Origin of the sequence: Pseudomonas citronellolis (assembly GCF_029335315.1) — a bacterium.
GTDB lineage: Bacteria > Pseudomonadota > Gammaproteobacteria > Pseudomonadales > Pseudomonadaceae > Pseudomonas > Pseudomonas citronellolis_A.
This window is the reverse complement of the sequence record NZ_JARJLT010000099.1, coordinates 17750-33909: the sequence shown is the minus strand read 5'-3', so window position 1 is coordinate 33909 and position 16160 is coordinate 17750. Positions and strand designations below refer to the sequence as shown.

The 16160-nt window shown below is 67.5% G+C and carries 12 protein-coding genes; 3 read left to right on the top strand and 9 right to left on the bottom strand.

The features are described from left to right. Positions 1 to 6 precede the first annotated feature (6 nt). From P3W75_RS08215 to guaB, 8 genes are all read right to left on the bottom strand, one after another. On the bottom strand, positions 7 to 1467 hold the full coding sequence (locus tag P3W75_RS08215) for an ion channel protein AlgE (RefSeq protein ID WP_276226874.1): 1461 nt from the start codon (positions 1465 to 1467) through the stop codon (positions 7 to 9). Further along, complete coding sequence (locus tag P3W75_RS08210; protein ID WP_276226873.1) at positions 1464 to 2918, bottom strand: sel1 repeat family protein; 1455 nt, start codon at positions 2916 to 2918, stop codon at positions 1464 to 1466. Before P3W75_RS08210 ends, P3W75_RS08215 begins: the two co-directional genes overlap by 4 nt. A gap of 8 nt (positions 2919 to 2926) precedes the next feature. Further along, positions 2927 to 4060, bottom strand: coding sequence for a PilZ domain-containing protein (locus P3W75_RS08205; RefSeq protein WP_276226872.1), 1134 nt, complete (start codon positions 4058 to 4060; stop codon positions 2927 to 2929). 18 nt (positions 4061 to 4078) lie between these two features. Beyond that, on the bottom strand, positions 4079 to 5611 hold the full coding sequence (locus tag P3W75_RS08200; protein WP_276226871.1) for a glycosyltransferase: 1533 nt from the start codon (positions 5609 to 5611) through the stop codon (positions 4079 to 4081). A gap of 101 nt (positions 5612 to 5712) precedes the next feature. After that, positions 5713 to 7146, bottom strand: a complete 1434-nt coding sequence (locus P3W75_RS08195) for a mannose-1-phosphate guanylyltransferase/mannose-6-phosphate isomerase (protein ID WP_276226870.1) — start codon at positions 7144 to 7146, stop codon at positions 5713 to 5715. A 128-nt stretch (positions 7147 to 7274) separates the two neighbouring features. Next, complete coding sequence (locus P3W75_RS08190; RefSeq protein WP_276226869.1) at positions 7275 to 8585, bottom strand: nucleotide sugar dehydrogenase; 1311 nt, start codon at positions 8583 to 8585, stop codon at positions 7275 to 7277. Positions 8586 to 9165: 580 nt separating this feature from the next. Next, complete coding sequence (guaA, locus tag P3W75_RS08185) at positions 9166 to 10743, bottom strand: glutamine-hydrolyzing GMP synthase (RefSeq protein ID WP_276226868.1); 1578 nt, start codon at positions 10741 to 10743, stop codon at positions 9166 to 9168. An 82-nt stretch (positions 10744 to 10825) separates the two neighbouring features. Next, positions 10826 to 12295: an IMP dehydrogenase gene (guaB, locus tag P3W75_RS08180; RefSeq protein ID WP_276226867.1), complete on the bottom strand. Its 1470-nt coding sequence runs from the start codon at positions 12293 to 12295 to the stop codon at positions 10826 to 10828. Positions 12296 to 12431: 136 nt separating this feature from the next. Between guaB and xseA the strand changes: the two genes are divergently transcribed. From xseA to P3W75_RS08165, 3 genes are all read left to right on the top strand, one after another. Then, on the top strand, positions 12432 to 13811 hold the full coding sequence (gene xseA, locus P3W75_RS08175; RefSeq protein WP_276226866.1) for an exodeoxyribonuclease VII large subunit: 1380 nt from the start codon (positions 12432 to 12434) through the stop codon (positions 13809 to 13811). 4 nt (positions 13812 to 13815) lie between these two features. Continuing rightward, positions 13816 to 14571 carry a M15 family metallopeptidase gene (locus tag P3W75_RS08170; RefSeq protein ID WP_276226865.1) on the top strand — a complete coding sequence of 252 codons (756 nt, stop codon included), beginning with the start codon at positions 13816 to 13818 and terminating at the stop codon, positions 14569 to 14571. Between the two features lie 237 nt (positions 14572 to 14808). Beyond that, the gene (locus tag P3W75_RS08165) at positions 14809 to 15645 is read left to right on the top strand and encodes a M23 family metallopeptidase (protein WP_276226864.1); all 837 of its coding nucleotides are present in this window, start codon (positions 14809 to 14811) and stop codon (positions 15643 to 15645) included. Positions 15646 to 15708: 63 nt separating this feature from the next. Here P3W75_RS08165 and P3W75_RS08160 read toward each other — a convergent pair whose 3' ends face one another. After that, positions 15709 to 16116 (bottom strand): DUF6491 family protein, encoded by a 408-nt coding sequence (locus P3W75_RS08160; protein ID WP_276226863.1) that lies wholly within the window; start codon positions 16114 to 16116, stop codon positions 15709 to 15711. Positions 16117 to 16160 lie beyond the last annotated feature (44 nt).

Genomic DNA, 16160 nt, shown 5'->3' with positions numbered 1-16160 from the left:
CTCTCCTTAGTAACGCAGCACGATGCCGAAGGACAGCTGGTAGTCGTCGCCGCTCTGCAGCGCGCTGCCGGCCTTCAGGTAGCTGGCGCTGACCAGCGCATTGAGGTCTACGTGCTTGCCCTGCCAGGCCTGCGGGAACATCTTCCAGTAGTAATTGAGGTCGTAGACCTGGCCGATCGAGTCGCCGCCGGAGAGCGTGCCGGCGTCGCGCGCGCGGTTGCGCTCGCGGCTCTGCTCGCGGTCCACGCGCACCGGCAGGTCGCCGTCGGGGTCGCGCATGCGCAGGTCGGAGACGCGGAAATCCAGCGAGCTGCGCGGGGTCGGCCGGGTTTCCAGGGCCACGCCGTAGTACTTCAGGTTGCGCATGTCCAGGCGCACGAAGGAGCTGACCAGGCGTGTGCTGTAGGTGTCCGGGTTGATGATGCGGTCGGACTCGATGCGGTTCAGGCGGAAGCCGTCGTTCTCGTCCGAAGGCTTGTCGGTGATGCCACCGCGCAGGGCGACGCGCGGCGTCCAGGGCAGCGCCTCGAAGCGCTTGCCGATCTCGCCCAGGGCCATCCAGCCACGGGTGTCGTCGCGGCTACTGACGTAGTTGTCGTCGGTGCTGCGCACCTTGCCGGTGAGGCCGGCCAGCTCCAGGTGGTAGTCGCTGAACACCGGGGTGACATCCAGGTCGTCGCCCTTGAAGAACAGCCCGGCGCGCCAGCCGGTGAAGTCCTGCGGGTCGTCCGGGTCCTTGTCGGAGCGGTCGTCCTCGTAGAGGAAGCGCGTGCCCACCCAGTTGTTGCCGCTCCAGCGCAGGGCGTATTCGCCCATGCCGTAGAAGGTGTGCTTGTCGCGCGGGTCGAGGGCGTTGACGTCGGTGTTGTAGTTCCAGAACTTCTGCGCCACGGCGACGAAGCCGTTGGCGAAGGTGTCGTTGTAGTTCAGGCGCAGCGATTCGATGCTGTCGTCCCACCAGATGCCGTAGGTGTCGTAGAAGCGCTGGCGGCCGAGGGAGGCGGAGAAGCGCGGGTCGTCGCCGATCAGGTTGCGTCGCACGTACAGCTCGCGCAGCTCCGAGTAGAAGTACTCGGGGCGCTCGTAGCTGCGGTCGGCCTGCTGGTTGTTGTCCTGCAGCCCGGTGGTGGCCTGGCTGGAGTCGTAGTTGATCCAGGCGCGGCCGAACACCTGCCACTTGGCCCAGCGCTGTTCCGGCGAGTACCAGATGAAGGTCGGCTCGTAGCGCAGGCTGTAGAAGCTCTCGCGACCGTTGCCGATCACCGAGTCCTGCGGGCCGAAGCCGCCCTGCATGGTCAGCTTGTTGAAGAACTCCGAGGTCACCGGTGCCTGGGTGGTCTGCGACAGCGACGCCGGCGCGGCGGCATGGCTATCGGCAGGGGAATCGAACGCGCCTTCGTCGGCGGCCTGGGCCAGCACCGGGGCGAGCAGCGCCAGGGTGCCGATGACGGTCTTCAGGTCCTTCACAGCCGGTACTCCTTGATGATCTGGTCGCGGACGACGGCGGCGCGCGCCAGCTCGTCGGCGGTCATGTCCTTTTCCAGGCGCTTGAGCAGCCCGCGCGCACGGAACTCGCCGAGCCCCATGGAGGCCTCGGCATAGGCGTGGGCCTGCACCTTGTCGTGGCAGATGGAACGGCCGATGTAGTAGATGCTGGCGATCCGGTAGAAGGCCGAGGGCGCGCCCAGGCGCGCCTGCTCCTTGAAGATCGCCAGGGCCTTGTCCTGGTCCGCCTCGTCGAGGCCGCCGCGGCTGTAGAGGTCACCCAGCAGCAGGTTGGCGTCGCGGTAGTGGTCGGCCAGCAGTTCCTCGATCAGGCCGTGGGCCTTCTCCGGGTCGAGGGTCAGCCAGTTGGTCACCATCAGCACCGAGACGCGCAGCGCCTTGCCCTGCTGCGGGTCGCTGGCGGCGACGCGGTCGACCAGCGCCAGCGCCTGGTCGGCGGTGAAGTCGGTGGGCCAGGAGGTCATGTTGTTGACCTTGCTGACCATCGCCGGCACCCAGTTGCGGCCCACGGCGTTGTCCAGCCAGGCGCGAACCTCGGCGTTCTGCCGCGCCTCGACCTGTTGCTGGGCCTTGGCGCGGGCTTCCTCGGCCTGCTTGGCGGCGTCCTTCTCGTCGCCGTCGAGGCCGGCGTCGGCCTCGCGGGCGGCGCGGTTCTCGATGGCGGCCAGGCCATTGCGGGTGGAGTAGATGCTGTCCAGCAAGGTCGCGATGCGCTGCACCGTCTCCACCGGCAGGCTGCCCATCTGCCCCTGCAGGCTGCGCGCGAAGGCCGGGAACTCGGTGTCCTGGCGGTCGCCGAGGAACTCGTAGTAACGCACCACCGCACGGGTATCCACGCGCACCGACTTGCGGTACAGGCGCTCGGCCAGCTCGCGCTGGCCCTGGCGCTCGGCGAGCACCGCGCGGAAGAACTGCGGCCGGCAGAACTCCAGGCACGAGGCTTCGTACAGTTCGATCAGGCGTTGCACCCGGGCGTTGTCGAAGTACTCGGGGAACACCACGAAGACTTCCAGGGTGGCGTCCAGGGTGCGCGGGTCGCGCTCGTGCGGGTAGCGTCCGAGGGCGTCGCGCACGTACTCGGCGTTGGCCTTGCGCAGGCGCGGGTTGGCGTCGAGCAGACGGGCCATGGAGGCCAGCGCCGGCACCTCGCCGCGGCCGCCGGCGAAGGCCTCCTTGTACAGCGCCAGGGACTGCTCGGCGTTGGCCGAATCACCGGCGGCCAGGCGCTCGCCAAGCAGCTGCTTGGACGCCAGGTCGCCGCGCTCGGCCAGCGCGCGCAGGTCGGCCAGCACGTCGGCGTTGGGGTCCTTGTACAGCGCGTAGCGGATCTGTTCGAGGCTCTGCCCGGCGTTGGCCGAGAGGGCGAAACCGGCGAACAGCGCGGCCAGCAGCAGGGAGGAATGCGCCTTCATCGCCAGCCTCAGAAGCTCGGGCCGGAGGGCAGGCCGAGGTACAGGTCCACCGCCGCCGGCTTCTGGTAAGCGTCGCGGGGCAGCGGCTGCTCCGGACGGATGTTCAGCACCAGGTTCTGGGTCTTCTCGTCGACGCTGGAACCGATGATCTCGCCGCGCACGTTCTCCTCACCGCCGAACACGCTCAGGCGCACCGAGCGCACGCGGTTGAGGTCGGCGAGCTTGGCCGCCGGCACGCTGGCGCGGACGAACAGGTCCTCGCCCCTGGGCACCAGGTGCACCAGTGGCGCGTCCTTGTAGGCGTAGCCGTCCAGGCGCGGCGCCGGGAAGTACAGCTCGCAGTCGCAGGGGCTGTTGATCACCGTCTCGATGGTCGCGCGGCCGAGCAGGGTCTGCACGTCGCCGGGCGCCAGGTTGGACAGCGCGGCCATGTCCGCCGGGGTGGTGAAGCGGGTCGCCAGCTGGGTCGAGACGCTGGCCACCGGCTCGCCGACCTTGACCTCGGTCTGGCCCGGCTTGAGCAGGTACTTCACGTAGCCGTTCTCCGGCATGCTCAGCACGTAGGTGTTGGCGCTGACCACGGCCTGCACCGCCGGCACGCGGAAGAACAGCATGTAGACCTTGTAGGCCACGAAGGTCAGCGCCAGCAGACCCACGGCGGTGAACGCCAGGGAGCCCAGGGCGGCCTTCAGGCGGTCGCCGAAGGTGCGCGGCTGGGCGCCCTTCTGCTTGCGCTCCTTGATGTAGTTCTCGCGCTGCATCACGTTGAACAGGCCGTTGATGTCGGCGATCTCGCCGGACATGTAGGCGCTGATGATGTAGCGCAGGATGTCGCGCTTCTGCGCGTCCAGCTCGACGAACTGAGCGCCGACTTCGCTGCCGCGCTGGGAAACGATCTTCACCATGGCATCGACGTTGAGGTCGATCTTGTTCAGCTTCAGCTTGACCGACGCGTGCAGCAGGCTGCCGATCTTCAGCGGCTGGTCGTGGGTCAGGCCGATGCCGCCCAGGGAGATGTCCTGCAGCTCGCATTCGATCTGCGGCTGGCCGCCGCCGCTGAGGATCACCCGGGCGGGGATCTTGGTGCGGACGTACTGGCGTTCGTCGATCGCCTCGTGGACGACGTTTGCGGGAGTGTTCATGGGTTGCGCGCCTATGCCTTAGAGTTGCGTGAGTTCCAGCAGAACCGAGACGACCCCGAGGAAAATCGCGATGGAGGACAGCATCATCGCCTTCGAGGACCAGCGGTTCAGGGCCGCGTCGAAACCGACGCGGCCGTTCGCCAGGGTGGTCTTCTGTCGGGTCCAGCTCTGCTGATCCATATGGAAGAGCGCGTAGACCTTCATCAGGGAACCCACGATCTGGTTGTAATAGAGAACGAACGGGTACAACGCATCGACCGGGTGCCCGCTGAAGTGGAACAGCAGGGTCACCAGGCTGCGCGACAGCAGCACCCAGAACAGGTACACCAGCAGGTACTGCACGCCGAACAGCAGCGAGGCCGCCACCGAGGCGGTGAGCCCCATGAGGCAGGTCCACATGGAAATGCGCTGGTCGTACAGCACGTACATGGTGAAGGCTCCCAGGCGGTCCAGACCGAGCAGGCTGGTGGCCCGGAAGTTCTGCCGCAGCGAGTTGCCGTACCAGCGGAACATCAGCTGGCGGGTCGCGCGGAAGAAGTTGCTGTCCGGCGGATGCTCCACCGTCAGCGTGTGGCTGTCGGGGACGTAGAAGGTGTCCCAGCCGGCCCGCATCAGGCTGAACCAGGAGGACTTGTCGTCGCCGGTGAGGAACTGGAAGCGCCCCAGGCGCCAGTGTTCGAGGAAGTCGGCCTCGACGTCCTTGATGAAGTCCGGGTCGGTCATCACGCTGGCGCGGAAGAACGACAGGCGCCCGGTCAGGGTCAGCACGCGCTTGGACAGGGCCATCGAGCACATGTTGATGTGGCGCTGGACGAAGCGCATGGTGTGCCACTCCTTGACCAGCTTGCCGCCTTCCACCTCGCAGTATTCGTTGGTGGTCAGGCCGCCGACGCTGGGCAGGTAGGCGAACAGCTTGACCGCGCGCTCGACGCAGCCGGGCAGCATGATGGTGTCGCCGTCGACCACGCCCACCGCCGAGTTCTCCAGCGGCATCTGCCGCGACAGCGCGCGGAACGCGTGGGCCAGGCCGTCGCGCTTGCCGGTGCCGCGGGCGCGGACGATCACCAGCTTGATGTCGCGGCGCTCGCTGACCACCTCGCGCATGATCTGCTTGATGAAGTTCTCGTCACCGCGCTCGACGATCGAGGCGATCACCGTGCACGGCACCGGCAGGCGCTGCACTTCCTCGAACACCGAGCGGTACACCTTGTAGGTGGTGGCGGTGGGGATGCGGAAGCTGGTGACCACCATGAACAGGTGGTCCGGCAGCGCGGCGTCGCCCATGCGCTCTACCGCGCGGCGGATGCGCGGGAACTTCCAGTGCAGGAAGTACATGCCGCGCAGGAAGTGGATCGCCGCGTTGCTGTAGCGCCACAGGCCCAGGCCACCGACGATGAAGATGAACTTGGCGTGGTCCGGGTCCAGGTATTCCGGACCGACCATCTCCGAGGCCAGGGCGATCAGCCCGAACAGGCAGGCCCAGCCGAGGAAACTGCGGCTGAACCGCTTCCCGGCGCCGGGCACGCCCGTGTCGGCACTATTGGCTTGCATCCTTTCTCCCCTCTTTTCCCGCCAACGCGGCGCAAAAGGTCACGCAAGGCCCGCCGGGCGCGAGCCGCGGCGGGCGTGGTTTCTTGTGATGGCGCTGGTGGCTAGCCGGCTATGGGTGCGGAGCGTCCGTAGACGTCCTCGATCCGTTCGATGTCGTCTTCACCCAGGTAGCTGCCTGACTGCACTTCGATGATTTCCAGCGGGATCTTTCCGGGGTTGGCCAGGCGGTGCACCGAGGCCACCGGGATGTAGGTGGACTGGTTCTCGCTGAGCAGGAACTGCTTGTCGTCGCAGGTCACGTAGGCGGTGCCGGAGACCACGATCCAGTGCTCGGCGCGGTGGTGGTGCATCTGCAGCGAGAGGCTGGCGCCGGGCTTGACGGTGATGCGCTTGACCTGGAAACGGCTGCCCAGGTCGATGCTGTCGTAGGAGCCCCAGGGCCGGTGCACCAGGCGGTGACGGCTGGCTTCCGGGCGGCTGTCGGCGTCCAGGCGCTGGACCAGCGCCTTGATTTCCTGGGCGCGCTCGCGATGGGCGACCATCACCGCGTCGTTGGTCTCGACCACCACCACGTCGTCCAGGCCGAGCACGGTGACCAGCTTGCCGCTGCTGTGCACGAAGCAGTTGTTCGCCTCGTGGAGGATGGCGTCGCCACGGGTCACGTTGCCGTTGGCGTCCTTGTCGTGCACTTCCCACAGCGACGACCAGGAACCGACGTCGCTCCAGCTGGCATCCAGCGGCACCACGCGGGCGCTGTCGGTCTTCTCCATCACCGCATAGTCGATGGACAGGTCCGGGCAGCAGGCGAACGACTCGGCGTCGATGCGGATGAAGTCCAGGTCGGTGGCGCTGTGTTCCAGGGCCAGCCGGCAGGTGTCGAAGATGTCCGGGCTGTGCCGCTGCAGCTCTTCCAGGTAGCGGCTGCAACGGAACAGGAACATGCCGCTGTTCCAGAAGTAGCCACCTTCGTTGACGAAGGCGGTGGCACTGGCGGCGTCGGGCTTCTCGACGAAGCGCTCGACCACCAGGCTGCCCTCGGCGTTCTCGACACCTGCGGCGCCGAGGTCGGCCTTGATGTAGCCGTAGCCGGTCTCCGGGCGCTCGGCGGGAACGCCGAACAGCACCAGGGCCCCGGCCTCGGCGCTGCGGCGAGCCTGCTCCAGCGCCCGGCTGAAGGCTTCGCCGCCGTCCAGCACGTGGTCGGCCGGCAGCACCAGCAGCAGGTCGTCACGGCCTTCGGCGAGCAGGTGCATGGCGGCGATGGCCACCGCCGGCGCGGTATTGCGGCCGAAGGGTTCGAGCAGGATGGCCTGGGGCGCGACGCCGATCTCCGCCAGCTGCTCACTGACGATGAAACGGTGCTCTTCGTTGCTCACCACCAACGGCCGCCCTACCCCGTCGATGGCCAGGCGCTGGACGGTCTGCTGGAACAGGGTGCGCTCGCCGGCGAGGGCGAGGAACTGCTTGGGGTGCTGCTTGCGCGACAGCGGCCAGAGGCGCGAGCCGCTGCCACCGGACAAAATCAGCGGAATCATGTCGTCTCTCCTGAAAACATGAGTGCTTGGAACAGGCAGGTCTTGTGCAAGGGGGCGCCTGGCCGGGCCGCGCAAGGCGGCTCCGGCGCGCGCCGGGTGCGAGCGGGGGCGTCGAGGCCCCCGGCGCCCTACCAGCAGATGCCTTCGCGGCTTTCGGTCGAGGCTCGCTCCATGAAACCGACCAGGTCGAGGATCTGCTTGTCGTCGCCCGCCGACTGCAGCACTTCGGCGAACTGCGCGTCGTTGTTGCCCAGGACGATCACTTCCGAGTCGCCGACGACGGCGTCGAGATCGCTGAGCAGCAGGCTGGAGACGTGGGGAATCTTGCCTTCGATGTAGTCCTTGTTGGCGCCGAAGACCCGTGCGTACTCGACGTTGCGGTCGTAGATCTTCAGCTCGTAGCCCTTGCCGATGAGTTGCTCGGCCAGCTCCACCAGCGGGCTCTCGCGCAGGTCGTCGCTGCCGGCCTTGAAGGCCAGGCCGAGCAGGCCGACCTTGCGCTTGCCGTAGCCACTGATCAGCTCCATGGCGCGCTGCACCTGGACCTGGTTGCTGCGCATCACCGAACTGAGCATCGGGTGCTCGACGTCCAGCTGGCCGGCGCGATAGGTCAGCGCGCGCACGTCCTTGGGCAGACAGGAGCCGCCGAAGGCGAAACCGGGGCGCAGGTAGTAACGCGACAGGTTCAGCTTGCGGTCCTGGCAGACCACGTCCATCACCTCGCGGCCATCGACGCCGCAGGCCTTGGCGATGCTGCCGATCTCGTTGGCGAAGCTGACCTTGACCGCGTGCCAGACGTTGCAGGTGTACTTGATCATCTCCGCGACTTCGACCGACTTGCGGATGATCGGTGCGTCCAGGCCCTCGTAGAGCGAGGCGAGCAGATCGCCGGAGGCCTTGTCGAGTTCGCCGATGACGGTCATCGCCGGGAAGTCGTAGTCCTTGATCGCGGTGCTTTCGCGAAGGAACTCGGGGTTGGTGGCGACGCCGAAGTCCTCGCCGGCGCGCTTGCCGGAGGCAGCCTCGACCAGCGGGATCACCACGTTGTTGACGGTGCCCGGCAGCACGGTGCTGCGGACCACGATGGTGTGACGCTCGGCCTTGTCGCGCAGCGCCTCGCCGATCTGCCGGCAGACGACTTCCAGGTAGGCCAGGTCGAGATCGCCGTTGCGCTTGCTCGGCGTGCCGACGCAGATGAACGACATCTCGCTGCCGAGCACCGCTTCGCGGACCTCGGTGGTGCCGCGCAGCCGGCCACTCTCGACGCCGGCCAGGAGCAGTTCGCCCAGGCCCGGTTCGACGATGGGCGATTTGCCCTGGTTGATCAGGTCGATCTTGCCCTGCGAGACATCGACCCCGATGACCTCATGCCCCCTCGCGGAAAGACAGCCCGCGCAAACGGCCCCCACATAGCCCAAACCGAAAATGCTGATACGCATAAATCCCTCTGCTCGCCGTATTCGTCGTCCAAAACGAACACTCCCCCTTGCGGCCGTCTAATGCGGTCTTGTTCTTGTTGTGCAGGGCTCCGGGAAAGTGTGAACCCGATCACGCTGACCGGGCGTAGGAAAAATCCTAAGAGTTATTTTTTTGGCGTTCAATAGCCAATGCGTCAAAAAATAGATGTAAAAAATAAAACACGCATAAATCAACGGGTTAAGCCTTAATATTTCTTTTGACGCCAAAAAACCACTCTAGAACGCCAGAATGCAGGCGCCAGAGGGCGCGACGTTTTCGCCCGCCCAGCCACTGAACGCCCCTCAATGGACGTCAACAAACAGTCACTAGCAGCAAACAATTGACGAAAACGCCACAAGCCCGACAACCAAAGTATGGAAAACGGTTCGAAGCAAGGCGGAACGAGCGCGTCAAAAAGGCGCAAAGAGACCCGAGCGGGCACCCGAAAAGTGCGCGGCAGAGCGGTTGGAGCGCAGAGGAAAAGCGGGGGGGAACGCAGGAAGGAAGCGAGGGGGGGAGATCCCCCTCACGCCAGAAGCGCGAGGGGGACCGGCGGGAGCATCACTCCCACTCGATGGTCGCCGGCGGCTTGCTCGACACGTCGTAGGTGACGCGGGAGATGCCTTCGATCTCGTTGATGATACGGTTGCTGACCTTCTCCAGCAGCTCGTAGGGCAGGTGTGCCCAGCGGGCGGTCATGAAGTCGATGGTCTCCACCGCGCGCAGGGCGACGACCCAGGCGTAGCGGCGGCCGTCACCGACCACGCCGACCGATTTCACCGGCTGGAAGACCACGAAGGCCTGGCTGGTCTTGTGGTACCAGTCGAAGTTGCGCAGCTCTTCGATGAAGATGTGGTCAGCGCGACGCAGCAGGTCGGCGTATTCCTTCTTCACTTCGCCGAGGATGCGCACGCCCAGGCCCGGGCCCGGGAACGGGTGGCGGTAGACCATGTCGTAGGGCAGGCCCAGTTCCAGGCCGATCTTGCGCACTTCGTCCTTGAACAGTTCGCGCAGCGGCTCGACCAGCTGGAACTGCATGTCTTCCGGCAGGCCGCCGACGTTGTGGTGCGACTTGATCACGTGGGCCTTGCCGGTCTTGGCGCCGGCCGACTCGATCACGTCCGGGTAGATGGTGCCCTGGGCCAGGAACTTCACGTCCTGCAGCTTGGTGGCTTCCTCGTCGAAGACTTCGATGAAGGTGCGACCGATGATCTTGCGCTTCTGCTCCGGGTCGGCTTCGCCGGCCAGGCGGCCGAGGAACTTCTCTTCGGCGTTGGCGCGGATCACCTTGACACCCATGTTCTCGGCGAACATGGCCATTACCTGGTCGCCTTCGTGCAGGCGCAGCAGGCCGTTGTCGACGAACACGCAGGTCAGCTGGTCGCCGATGGCCTTGTGCAGCAGGGCCGCGACCACCGAGGAGTCCACGCCGCCGGACAGGCCGAGCAGCACCTTGGAGGAGCCGACCTGGGCGCGCACGGTGGCGATGGCGTCGTTGACGATGTTCGACGGGGTCCACAGGGCTTCGCAGCCGCAGATGTCCAGCACGAAGCGCGAGAGGATGCGGCCGCCCTGCTTGGTGTGGGTCACTTCCGGGTGGAACTGCACGCCGTAGTAGCCGCGGGCGTCGTCGGCCATGGCGGCGATAGGGCAGCTCGGGGTGCTGGCCAGCACGTGGAAGCCGTCGGGGATCTCGGTGACCTTGTCGCCGTGGCTCATCCACACGTCGAGGCCGAACACGCCGTCTTCATCGACGTGGTCTTCGATGCCGTCGAGCAGGCGCGCCTTGCCGACCACGTCGACGCGGGCGTAGCCGAACTCGCGCAGGTCCGAACCCTGCACCTTGCCGCCCATCTGCTCGGCCATGGTCTGCATGCCGTAGCAGATGCCGAACAGCGGCACGTTCAGGTCGAACACCGCCTTGGGCGCGCGCGGGCTGTTCGCCTCGTGGACCGACTCCGGGCCACCGGCGAGGATGATGCCGCGCGGGGCGAAGGCACGGACTTCGTCGTCGCTCATGTCGAACGGATGGATCTCGCAGTACACGCCGATCTCGCGCACACGGCGGGCGATCAGCTGGGTGTACTGGGAGCCGAAGTCGAGGATCAGGATCCGGTGAGCGTGAATGTCTTGGGCCATGGCCATCTCTCGTAGCGAAATTCTCAAACGACACGGGGCTGTATCAACCAGCCCCGTGTCCGACTCATTTACCTGGAACCCCTCAACCTACGCGGTAGTTCGGGGCTTCCTTGGTGATCTGCACGTCGTGCACGTGGGACTCGGCCATGCCGGCGCCGGTGATGCGCACGAATTGCGGCTTGGTGCGCATGTCCTGGATATCGGCGCTGCCGGTGTAGCCCATGGCGGCGCGCAGGCCACCCATCAGCTGGTGGACGATGGCGGTCAGTTGGCCCTTGTACGGGACGCGGCCCTCGATGCCTTCGGGCACCAGCTTCTCGGCGCCGGCGGAGGCGTCCTGGAAGTAGCGGTCGGAGGAACCGGTGGAACCGGCCATGGCGCCCAGGGAGCCCATGCCGCGGTAGGACTTGTAGGAACGGCCCTGGAACAGCTCGATCTCGCCCGGCGCCTCTTCGGTACCGGCGAACATCGAACCCATCATCACGCAGTAGGCGCCAGCCACCATGGCCTTGGCCAGGTCGCCGGAGAAGCGGATGCCGCCGTCGGCGATCAGCGGAACGCCGGTGCCTTCGAGGGCGGCGGCGACGTTGGCGATGGCGGAGATCTGCGGCACGCCGACACCGGCGACGATGCGGGTGGTGCAGATCGAGCCCGGGCCGATACCGACCTTGACCGCGTCGGCGCCGGCGTCGGCCAGGGCCTTGGCGGCTTCGCCGGTGGCGATGTTGCCGCCGATCACCTGGACCTGCGGGAAGGTTTCCTTGACCCAGCGAACGCGGTCGATCACGCCCTTGGAGTGGCCGTGGGCGGTGTCCACCACCACCACGTCGACGCCGGCGGCGACCAGCGCGGCAACGCGCTCGCCGGTATCGGCGCCGGTGCCGACGGCGGCGCCGACACGCAGGCGGCCCAGGTCATCCTTGGACGCCAGCGGGTAGGTCTTGGCCTTCTCGATGTCACGGAAGGTGACCAGGCCGGTGAGGCGGAACTTCTCGTCGACCACCAGCATCTTCTCGATGCGGTTCTCGTAGAGCGCGGCCTTGATCTCTTCCAGCGCGGTGCCTTCGCGGGCGGTGACCAGCTTTTCCTTCGGGGTCATGATCGCGGAGACGCTGTCGCCGACGTTCGGCTTCACGCGCAGGTCGCGGCCGGTGACGATGCCGACCAGCTCGCCCTCTTCCACCACCGGGAAGCCGGAGAAGCCGTATTCGCGGGCGATCTGCAGCAGCTCGATGATCTTGGTCGAGGGGGTCACGGTGACCGGGTCGCGGACGATGGCGGTCTCGTGTTTCTTGACCTTGCGCACCTCGGCGGCCTGCTGCTCGATGCTCATGTTCTTGTGGATGATGCCGATGCCGCCTTCCTGGGCCATGGCGATGGCCAGGCGGGATTCGGTCACGGTATCCATGGCGGCGGACACCAGCGGAATGTTCAGTTCGATGCCCCGGGTCAGGCGGGTCTTCAGGCTCACGTCCTTGGGCAGGACTTCGGAATAACCGGGGATCAGGAGGACGTCGTCGAACGTCAGGGCTTCTTGGCTGATGCGCAGCATGGCGGGGGCTCCCACGCGGGAAAATGGAAGCGCGGCATTATATCCCAGTTCGGGGCTCGGGCTCAACGCGCCCGACCGCTGGAATCGCGGCTTTCGCACTGGCCCTCGGCGAAGGCCGGGCTTATCATCCTGCGCCATGTTCAAGGACCCTTTCCAACGGCTCGGCCTCGACCGCGAGGTGCTGACCGTCAGCCAGCTCAACCAGCGCGCCCGCCAGCTCCTGGAGGACGTGTTCCCGCAGGTGTGGGTGGAAGGCGAGATTTCCAACCTCGCCCGCCCCGCCTCCGGCCACCTCTATTTCACCCTCAAGGACGGCAACGCCCAGGTGCGCTGCGCGCTGTTCCGGCAGAACGCCCTGCGCGTGCGCCAGGCGCTGCGCGACGGCCTGGCGGTCAAGGTGCGCGGCAAGGTGTCGCTGTTCGAGGGCCGCGGCGACTACCAGCTGATCGCCGACGCGGTCGAGCCGGCCGGCGACGGCGCCCTGCGCCTGGCCTTCGAGGCGCTGAAGGAAAAGCTCGCCGCCGAGGGCCTGTTCGCCAGCGAGCGCAAGCGCCCGCTGCCGGCCCACCCGCAACGCATCGGCATCGTCAGCTCGCCCACCGGCGCGGTGATCCGCGACATCATCAGCGTGTTCCGCCGCCGCGCGCCGCAGGTCGAGCTGACCCTGGTGCCCACCGCCGTGCAGGGCCGCGAAGCCACCGCGCAGATCGTCCGCGCCCTGCGCCTGGCCGACGAACGGGGCTTCGACGCCATCATCCTGGCCCGTGGCGGCGGCTCGCTGGAAGACCTCTGGTGCTTCAACGAGGAAGCCGTGGCCCGCGCCGTGGCCGCCTGCGCCACGCCGGTGGTGAGTGCCGTCGGGCATGAGACCGACGTGTCCATCAGCGACTTCGTCGCCGACGTCCGCGCGCCCACGCCCTCGGCCGCCGCCGAGCTGCTGGCGCCGCACAGCGGCGACCTGCAGCAGCGCCTGGACGGCCTGCGCCGGCGGCTGATCCTGCGCATCCAGGATCGCCTGACCCGCGAACGCCTGCGCCTGGAAGGCACCGCCCGGCGCCTGCGCCACCCCGGCGAGCGCCTGCGCCAGCAGGCCCAGCGCCTGGACGACCTGGACATGCGCCTGCGCCGCGCCTTCGAGCGCCAGCTGCAGGTGCGCAACGAGCGCATCGGCCGCCTGCAGACGCGCCTGCAGGCGCAGCACCCCGGCCGCGCCCTGGCGCTGCTGCGGCAGAAACTCGACAGCCTGGCCGAACGCCTGCCGCGCGCCACCCAGGCGATCCTCCGCGAACGCCGCCAGCGCCTCGACGGCCTGGCGCAGAACCTGCACATCGTCAGCCCGCTGGCGACCCTCGGGCGCGGCTACAGCATCCTCCTCGACGAACGCGGCCAGGCCGTGCGCCGCGCCGACCAGGCGCAGCCGGGCCAGCGCCTGACCGCGAAGCTCGGCGAAGGCCAGCTGGAAGTGCGCGTCGAGGACAACCACCAGGCGCCGGTAACCCTTTCCCTGCTGGACTGACACAGTGACCGACCTGCTCGCCGCCATCCCCGAAGCGCCGGAGCCCGACTGGGCGGCGGCGTTCCGCATGCCCATCGTCGAATGCGGCGAGCCGCTGGAAGCCCTCGGCACCAGCCAGGGCTTCCTGGTCTGGCCGGCCTACCAGCGCCTGGGCATTCCCAACGCCCTGCCCGAATGCCACGCCCGCGCCGGTGTCTTCGAGCGCCTGCTGCATGCGGCGCGCCTGCTGCCCGACGGCCTGCGCCTGGTGGTGCTGGATGCCTGGCGGCCATTCGCCGTGCAGCAGCACCTGTACGACACCCTCTACGACATCCTCCGCCAGCACGAGCCCAACGCCGCCCCGGCCGAGCTGACCCGCCGCACCCGCGAATTCGTCGCCCCGCCGAGCACCCGCGCCGAGGCGCCGAGCCCGCACCTGACCGGCGGCGCCATCGACCTCAGCCTGTGCGACCGCGACGGCCGCTGGCTGGACATGGGCAGCCTGTTCGACGAGGCCACCCCGCGCTCCTACACCCGCCACTACGAGAACGCCACCGACGATCACGGCCGCGCCATCCGCGACCGCCGCCGGCTGCTGTTCAACGTGATGCGCGAAGCCGGCTTCAGCAACCTCTCCAGCGAGTGGTGGCACTACGACTACGGTGACCAGCTGTGGGCCTGGCACCTGGGCAAGCCGGCGGCGATCTACGGCCCGGCGCAGGTGCCGCCGCTGGAAGCGCTGTGGCGCCAGCAACTGCAGAGCCTCCCAGGCTCTTCGTAGGAGCGAGCTTGCTCGCGAAAGGCCTAGGCAGCGAACCCTCGGCAATGGCGCAAGATCCGCGAGGACCGTGCGGTGGTACATGAAAGCTCTGGCTCCCCGCACCGAGGAGGATGGCCTGGAGTAGGGGCGGTTCGCGAGCAAGCTCGCTCCTACAGGGGCTGGCCAATTCAGGGCGCACCGGCCTTTCCCGGGATGTAGACTGCTCGACTCATCCCCAGCGCCACCCCGGAACGCCCCATGCTTCGAGCCTTCTGCCTGCTGTTCGCCACCTTCCTCGCCCTGCCCGCCCACGCCGAGGGTTTCATCAGCCGCACGCTGAACAAGCCGGTGCCCGGCGGGGTCGCCGTGGTGCAGCTGGGCCAGGACGCCGCCGCGCCCACCGCCACCTACCAGGGCAAGCCGGTGCTGGTGGTGCGCGAAGAGGGTCGCGACTGGATCGCCATCGTCGGCATCCCGCTGACCATCAAAGCCGGCGCCCAGCAGATCGTGGTGAAACAGGGCGGCGCCAGCCGCAACCTCGGCTTCACCGTGGGCAGCAAGCACTATAGAGAGCAGCGCATCACCCTGAAGAACACCCGCCAGGTGAACCCGCTGCCGGAAGACCTCAAGCGCATCAACCGCGAACTGGCCGAGCAGACCGCCGCCTACCGCAGCTTCAGCCCCGGCACGCCGAGCAACCTGGTGCTCGACAAACCGGTCGACGGCCCGCTCTCCAGCCCCTTCGGCCTGCGCCGCTTCTTCAATGGCGAGGAACGCAACCCGCACTCCGGCCTGGACTTCGCCGTGCCCGCCGGCACCCCGATCAAGGCTCCGGCGGCCGGCAGGGTGATCCTGATCGGCAACTACTTCTTCAACGGCAATACCGTGTTCGTCGACCACGGCCAGGGCTTCATCAGCATGTTCTGCCACATGTCGAAGATCGACGTGAAGGTCGGCGACCCGGTGCCGCGCGGCGGCGTGGTCGGCCGCGTCGGCGCCACCGGCCGGGCCACCGGGCCGCACATGCACTGGAACGTCAGCCTCAACGATGCCCGCGTCGACCCGGCGATATTCATCGGCGCCTTCAAGCCCTGAGAGCCTCTTTACGATCTCGCGAGCTAACGCAGTCATGCCGACGCGCAGCAGATCGTAGGTGGCTCAGTCGGCGCGGCTGGGCATTCGTTCCAGGCGGTACAGCTGGCCGATCAGGCAGGGCTCGGGGATGCCCGCCGAATCCACCGAGACGATGCGGTCGAGCGGGGTCACCGCGCCCACCGTGTTGCTGATGTTCAGGCGGTTGCTGAACGACAGGTTGTTGCACGGCGAGGAGAAGGCCACCAGGTAGCGCCGCCCCGGCGCCTGGCCGAGGACGATGTGGCCCTTGTCGAGGTATTCCCAGCCCTGGGTATCCCACACCGGGATCGACTTCACCGCCTCGCCCTGGCGCAGGCCAAGCTTGGCCAGGTGCGCCTCCAGCGGCAGTTCGTCGTCGTGGAGCGAGCTGTGGGCGCAACCGGCGAGCAGCGCGAGCGCCGCCAGCAGCGGAAGCAGAGGGAGCCTGAGCATGCCGCACCTCCTGGCCGCCCTGGCGGCCGCACGCGGGGCGGCGC

Coding starts and splice junctions, on each gene's coding strand:
- P3W75_RS08210 (WP_276226873.1), bottom strand. CDS start 2,918: ATGAAGGCGCATTCCTCCCTGCTGCTGGCCGCGCTGTTCGCCGGTTTC.
- P3W75_RS08205 (WP_276226872.1), bottom strand. CDS start 4,060: ATGAACACTCCCGCAAACGTCGTCCACGAGGCGATCGACGAACGCCAG.
- P3W75_RS08200 (WP_276226871.1), bottom strand. CDS start 5,611: ATGCAAGCCAATAGTGCCGACACGGGCGTGCCCGGCGCCGGGAAGCGG.
- P3W75_RS08195 (WP_276226870.1), bottom strand. CDS start 7,146: ATGATTCCGCTGATTTTGTCCGGTGGCAGCGGCTCGCGCCTCTGGCCG.
- P3W75_RS08190 (WP_276226869.1), bottom strand. CDS start 8,585: ATGCGTATCAGCATTTTCGGTTTGGGCTATGTGGGGGCCGTTTGCGCG.
- guaA (WP_276226868.1), bottom strand. CDS start 10,743: ATGGCCCAAGACATTCACGCTCACCGGATCCTGATCCTCGACTTCGGC.
- guaB (WP_276226867.1), bottom strand. CDS start 12,295: ATGCTGCGCATCAGCCAAGAAGCCCTGACGTTCGACGACGTCCTCCTG.
- xseA (WP_276226866.1), top strand. CDS start 12,432: ATGTTCAAGGACCCTTTCCAACGGCTCGGCCTCGACCGCGAGGTGCTG.
- P3W75_RS08165 (WP_276226864.1), top strand. CDS start 14,809: ATGCTTCGAGCCTTCTGCCTGCTGTTCGCCACCTTCCTCGCCCTGCCC.
- P3W75_RS08160 (WP_276226863.1), bottom strand. CDS start 16,116: ATGCTCAGGCTCCCTCTGCTTCCGCTGCTGGCGGCGCTCGCGCTGCTC.